General features: G+C 70.1%; 5 protein-coding genes, 2 pseudogenes and 1 riboswitch. Of the genes and pseudogenes, 6 read left to right on the forward strand and 1 reads right to left on the reverse strand.

The annotated features are described in order from the left end of the window. Positions 1-205: 205 nt before the first annotated feature. The 5 genes and pseudogenes from ABZ646_RS38375 to ABZ646_RS38395 form a co-directional block, all read left to right on the forward strand. On the forward strand, positions 206-1,036 hold the full coding sequence (locus tag ABZ646_RS38375) for an FHA domain-containing protein (protein WP_360529859.1): 831 nt from the start codon (positions 206-208) through the stop codon (positions 1,034-1,036). 41 nt (positions 1,037-1,077) lie between these two features. Next, the gene (locus ABZ646_RS38380) at positions 1,078-1,815 is read left to right on the forward strand and encodes a MerR family transcriptional regulator (RefSeq protein WP_360529862.1); all 738 of its coding nucleotides are present in this window, start codon (positions 1,078-1,080) and stop codon (positions 1,813-1,815) included. 91 nt (positions 1,816-1,906) lie between these two features. Continuing rightward, positions 1,907-2,380, forward strand: coding sequence for a bifunctional nuclease family protein (locus ABZ646_RS38385; protein ID WP_037684412.1), 474 nt, complete (start codon positions 1,907-1,909; stop codon positions 2,378-2,380). 265 nt (positions 2,381-2,645) lie between these two features. Further along, the gene (locus ABZ646_RS38390; RefSeq protein ID WP_360529865.1) at positions 2,646-3,290 is read left to right on the forward strand and encodes a MerR family transcriptional regulator; all 645 of its coding nucleotides are present in this window, start codon (positions 2,646-2,648) and stop codon (positions 3,288-3,290) included. Positions 3,291-3,332: 42 nt separating this feature from the next. Further along, a pseudogene (locus ABZ646_RS38395) lies at positions 3,333-4,708 on the forward strand (DNA polymerase IV); the annotation flags it as partial. Between the two features lie 67 nt (positions 4,709-4,775). On the opposite strand, the gene ABZ646_RS38400 reads toward ABZ646_RS38395, so the two are convergent. Beyond that, on the reverse strand, positions 4,776-5,156 hold the full coding sequence (locus ABZ646_RS38400) for a PRC-barrel domain-containing protein (protein WP_360529868.1): 381 nt from the start codon (positions 5,154-5,156) through the stop codon (positions 4,776-4,778). 114 nt (positions 5,157-5,270) lie between these two features. Further along, positions 5,271-5,365: riboswitch (glycine riboswitch) on the forward strand. Positions 5,366-5,539: 174 nt separating this feature from the next. Here ABZ646_RS38400 and ABZ646_RS38405 point away from each other — a divergent pair. Beyond that, a pseudogene (locus tag ABZ646_RS38405) lies at positions 5,540-5,890 on the forward strand (glycine dehydrogenase (aminomethyl-transferring)); the annotation flags it as partial.

Here is a 5,890-nt window from a genome sequence, read left to right on the forward strand (position 1 = left end):
GAAGGACCGCCGCACCACGCGGGTGCATGGGGGACGTCCGGCGAGGGCATGAGGATGCGGGGGGTCGGCGCACCGGGGACCCGGTGCGTGGTGGAAACTGTTTGGTGGATACGGACGTTGTGAGGTTGTCCGGGTCGGCCGGTTTGGTCAGTCAGGGTTCGTCCTGCCCCACGGGCGGGTCTGTTTCGGTCAAGGGGAATCGCCCGTGAAGTTGTTTGCGAAGTTGTTCGGCAAGAGCGCGCGAGAGGGCAGCGAAAACGCGACCGCCCGCCATCGCGCACAGCCTGACGCAGAGGGCCAGCGCCCTCTGTTCCGGGACCAGGTGGCTGGTCCGGGGGGTGACATTTCGGGAGGTCAGGGCGCGCCGTCAGTTGACCCGTCCCAGTCCGGCGGCATAGGTTTCGGGCAACCGTCAACCTCAGGTGCGGGTGGAGGGTTCTCCTCCGGCCCGTACGCGTCCAACGCCCCGGCGGGGCAGCCGCGGCAGGAGGATCCGTCCATGTCGGCCCTGGTTTGTACGAGGTGCGGTAACCGAAACGCGGAGAACGCGCGTTTCTGTTCCAATTGCGGTGCCCCGCTGCGCGCGGGTGCCGTTCCGGAGCGTGCGTCCGAGACGACGTCCACGATCTCGATCTCCGGTCTGGAGGCCTACGACGCCGAGGTCACCGGTCAGACCCAGGTGCCGGCTCTCTCGCCGGAGGCGCAGGCGGCCGTCGACGCGCTGCCGCTCGGCTCCGCGCTGCTGGTGGTGCGCCGTGGCCCCAACTCCGGCAGCCGCTTCCTGCTGGACAGTGACCTGACCACGGCGGGCCGGCACCCGCAGAGCGACATCTTCCTGGACGACGTGACGGTCTCGCGTCGCCATGTGGAGTTCCGCCGTCAGCAGGACGGCTCGTTCACGGTGGCCGACGTGGGCAGCCTCAACGGCACGTACGTCAACCGGGAGCGGATCGACCAGGTCGCTCTGGCGAACGGCGACGAGGTCCAGATCGGCAAGTACCGGCTGGTCTTCTACGCGAGCCGGCAGGGCATCTGACCCGCCGGACCTCGTCTGGGGGACCCCAGGGAAGAAGGTCCATGCTGCACACACCGAGCGGCGGTGCCGGACAGGGCGCCGCCGCCACGGAAACCGGGCTGATGAGCATCGGCACGGTGTTGAACGTGCTGCGCGACGAGTTCCCCGAAGTCACCATCTCCAAGATCCGTTTCCTGGAGTCGGAGGGGCTCATCGAGCCGCGCCGGACTCCTTCCGGGTACCGCAAGTTCACCGCCGGGGACGTGGAGCGCCTTGGACACGTCCTGCGGATGCAGCGGGACCACTATCTGCCGCTCAAGGTCATCCGGGAGCACCTGGACGCCATGGAGCGCGGGGAGGCCGTGCACCTTCCCGTGCTGGGGCGGCAGCGTGAGGGCGAGGCGGTGCCGATGGTGCCTGAGGCACCCACGGTGGCGCGGATCGGGCGCGAGGAGCTGCTCGCGGCCGCCGGGATCGATGAGGACCGCCTCGCGGAGTGGGAGTCGTACGGGCTGATCGCTCCTCTGGAGGACGGTGTCTACGACGCGGAGACGGTCACGGTGGCTTCGCTCGTGGCCGAGCTGGGGCGGTTCGGGATCGAACCGCGGCATCTGCGGGTGATGAAGGCCGCCGCCGACCGTGAGGCGGGCCTGGTGGACCAGGTGGTGGCTCCGCTCAGGCGCCACCGCAATCCGCAGACCAGGGTCCATGCCGAGGCCCGTACGAAGGAGCTGGCGGCGCTCACGGTGAAGCTGCACGCCGCGCTGGTGCAGATCGCGCTCGGGGTGCGGCTGCCGTGACCGAAGTGACAGGACCCGGACGGAGGCCGGATCGGGCGCGCGTTACCGGCCCGACTACCCAAACGTCCCGGGCACGGCCTAGGGTTGCTGTGTGAACGAGCTCGATGTCGTAGGTGTCCGGGTGGAAATGCCCTCCAACCAACCGATCGTGCTCCTGCGCGAAGTGGGAGGCGACCGTTACCTCCCCATCTGGATCGGGCCGGGGGAAGCGACGGCGATCGCCTTCGCCCAGCAGGGCATGGCCCCCGCGCGACCGCTGACCCACGACCTTTTCAAGGACGTGCTGGAGGCTGTCGGCCAGGAGCTCACCGAAGTACGCATCACCGACCTGCGTGAAGGCGTCTTCTACGCGGAGCTGGTCTTCGCCAGCGGCGTCGAGGTGAGCGCCCGCCCGTCCGACGCCATAGCGCTGGCGCTGCGCACCGGGACGCCGATCTTCGGCAGTGACACGGTGCTGGACGACGCGGGGATCGCGATCCCGGACGAGCAGGAGGACGAGGTGGAGAAGTTCCGCGAGTTCCTCGACCAGATCTCCCCCGAGGACTTCGGCACCAGCAGTCAGTGAGAACAGGGCGGCCCGTCACCTGCCGGAAGGCCGGTGGCGGGCCGGTTCACGGCTCGGTGCGGCCGAAACTCATGGGCAATTGCCAGCGGCCACTGAGAGCGTCCTACGGCCTTGCGCCAGAGCATTCGGCTAGCCTTTCCCCGCGGTGGGGCACGGGAAACCACTCCTAGGGTGATTATCACTCGGCGTGCCGAGTGTGGCGATCGTTGACGCACCCCTGGTGACTGCCTACCGTCGAGAAGGCAGGTCAAGGACGGAGGTCGGCGTGAGAAGCAGCGGCGACGGTACGGCTGGGGGTGCCCCCGGACACGGTTTCGGGGAGAGCGGTCCATACCCGCTTCACAGCAGCACAGCCGGGCACGCCCCGCAGCGGCCGACGGCAGTGCCGAGCGGCGGAGGGGCGGCGTCCATGGCCACCGAGGAGATCGGCTACCGCGGGCCCACGGCCTGCGCGGCGGCCGGCATCACCTACCGGCAACTCGACTACTGGGCCCGCACCGGCCTGGTCGAGCCCAGCGTGCGGCCCGCCTACGGGTCGGGCACGCAGCGGCTGTACAGCTTCCGGGACGTCGTCGTCCTGAAGATCGTCAAGCGGTTCCTGGACACCGGGGTCTCCCTCCAGAACATCCGCAGCGCGGTCCAGCACCTCAGGGAACGCGGTTTCCGTGACCTGGAGCGCATGACCCTCATGAGCGACGGCGCCACGGTCTACGAGTGCACCTCGCCGGACGAGGTGCACGCCCTGCTCCAGGGCGGTCAGGGGATCTTCGGGATCGCGGTCGGCGTGGTCTGGCGGGACGTGGAAAGCGCGCTCTCCCAGCTGCACGGTGAGCGCGTCGACACCGGCGAGACCCTCGTCGGGCACAATCCCGCCGACGAACTGGCCAGGCGGCGCAACAAGGCGGTCTGACCTCCCGGTGCGTTGTCAGTGCCGTGGTGCAGCATCAAAGATGTGAGAAACGCGCCCACGATCCTGCATCTCGACATGGATGCCTTCTACGCCTCGGTGGAGCAGGCGTCCAAGCCGAGTCTGCGCGGGAAGGCCGTGGTCGTGGGCGGACTCGGACCGCGGGGTGTGGTGGCCACCGCGTCCTACGAGGCCCGGGTGTTCGGGGTACATTCCGCGATGCCGATGGCGCAGGCGCGCAGGCTGGCACCGAACGCCGCGTACCTGGTGCCGCGGTTCACGCTGTACCGGTCGATCAGTGAGCAGGTCATGGCCCTGCTGCACGAGCTGTCGCCGTTGGTGGAGCCGCTCAGCCTGGACGAGGCGTTCGTGGACCTGGAGGCCGGTGGGACGGCCTCGGACGCGGCGTCGGCACAGTTGGCCGGGGAGCGGCTGCGCGCGGACATACGGACCGCCACAGGGCTTTGCGGGTCCGTCGGGCTCGCCGCCTCCAAGATGCTCGCGAAGATCGCCTCCGAGCAGGCGAAGCCGGACGGCCTGGTGATGATCGAGCCCGGTACGGAGCGGGCGCTGCTCGGGCCGATGCCGGTGCGCACCCTGCCAGGGGTGGGGCCGGCGACGGGGGACCATCTGCGGCGGGCCGGGATCACCACGGTCGACGAGATCGCCGAGGCCGGCGAGGACGAGCTGGTGCGGCTGCTCGGCAAGGCCCATGGGCACGCGCTGTACGCGATGGCGCTCGCCCACGACGAGCGGCCCGTGGTGGCCGAGCGCGAGGCCAAGTCGGTGTCCGTCGAGGACACCTACGACGTGGACATCCACGACCGGCTGAGAGTGGGGGCGGAGGTGCGGCGGCTGGCGGACCGGTGTGTGCGGCGGCTGCGGGAAGCCGGGCTGTCGGGGCGGACGATCGTACTGAAGGTGCGGCGGTACGACTTCTCGACGCTGACCCGGTCGGAGACGCTCAGGGGGCCCACCGACGACCCGGCGGTCGTGCGGGAGGCGGCCGCGCGGCTGCTGGACTCGGTGGACACGACGGGGGGTGTGCGGCTGCTGGGGGTGGGGGTGACCGGGCTGGCCGACTACACCCAGGAGGACCTGTTCGCGCAGGCGGCGGGGGAGGCGGCGGAGACGGTCCCGGCCGAGGTCGACGTCGCGGCGCCGGTGGCGCCTCAGGAGGCGGTCACCGAGCGACGGTGGCCCGCGGGACACGATGTGCGGCATGCGGAGTACGGACACGGATGGGTGCAGGGGAGTGGGCTCGGGAGGGTGACCGTGCGGTTCGAGACGCCGGGGGCGGTGCAGGCGGGGCGGGTGCGGACCTTCCGTGTCGACGACCCCGCGCTGGAGCCGGCGGATCCGCTGCCGCTGGTGGAGGGAGGGCGGGGAGTGCGGGTGGACAGGGCCGGCGGGCGACCGGGGTGAGTGCGGGGTGGCCGGTCGGCGCCGCCGGGACGCCGCCGCGCCGGCCCGCGGCGGGATCGGGCCCTATGCCCCCGCGTCCTCCGTGCCCGCCAGCTTGCCGAAGTCGTGGTCCGGGTGAGGGTGTGGTGGGACAGGGGTGTCCAGGCCGTAGTGGTGGTAGAGCTGGAGCTCCTGTTCGGGCGACAGATGGCGGCCCACGCCGAAGTCCGGGGCGTCCTTGATCAACGCCCGGTCGAAGGGGACGTGCAGGGTGCCCTCGACCAGTTCGCTGGGCTCCAGGGGCACGAACGCGTCCCGGGAGAACAGGCCGGTGCGTATGGCCGCCCACTCCGGCACGCCCGTCGCGTCGTCGAGGTACACCTCGTCGATCGTGCCGATCTTCGTGCCGTTGCGGTCGAACGCCTTGCGGCCGATCAGGTTGCGCGGATCGATGTCGGTCTGCACGGGCCCTCCACTTGGTCGCAACTCATCCGTAAGCACTACAAAAGAGCACATTCAACGAGGCGGCCACTCGAAGACCCGTGCGTTGCCCCCGCTGGTAGGCTGGCAAGCGGCTGCTGACCCCGTGCGGGAGAGTCCTTCGGGCAATCCGGAGGCGCCGAAGGAGCAAATCCTCCCCGGAATCTCTCAGGCCCACGTACCGCACGGACGAGGTCACTCTGGAAAGCAGGGCGGATGTCGACGGTGTCCGCTCTCACCGACGGTGCAAGCCGGAGCCTTCGGGCGTCCGGCGAAGCTCTCAGGTTGAGATGACAGAGGGGGAGGCCGTCGGGGTACCCGTGCCGGGGTGCCCCTCGAAGGTCGCGTCAGACCAGGAGGCCTCCGCAATGACCGCCCACCGCCCTACGCTCTCCGAACTCGAACAGGGAATTCCCTTCGAGCAGCGTCACATCGGGCCCGACCAGGAGGCGCGGGCCAAGATGCTCGCGCAGGTCGGGTACGGCTCGCTGGACGAGCTGACGGCCGCCGCCGTCCCCGACGTGATCAAGAACGCCGACAGCCTGGAGCTGCCGGGTGCCCGCACCGAGGCCGAGGTGCTCGCCGAGCTGCGCTCGCTCGCCGACCGCAACCAGGTGCTCGGCTCGATGATCGGCCTGGGCTACTACGGCACCTTCACCCCGCCCGTCATCCTGCGCAACGTGATGTTGAACTCGTACATGTTGCCCCACGGCGCCCGC

Source organism: Streptomyces sp. NPDC007162, from assembly GCF_040634175.1.
Lineage (GTDB): Bacteria > Actinomycetota > Actinomycetes > Streptomycetales > Streptomycetaceae > Streptomyces.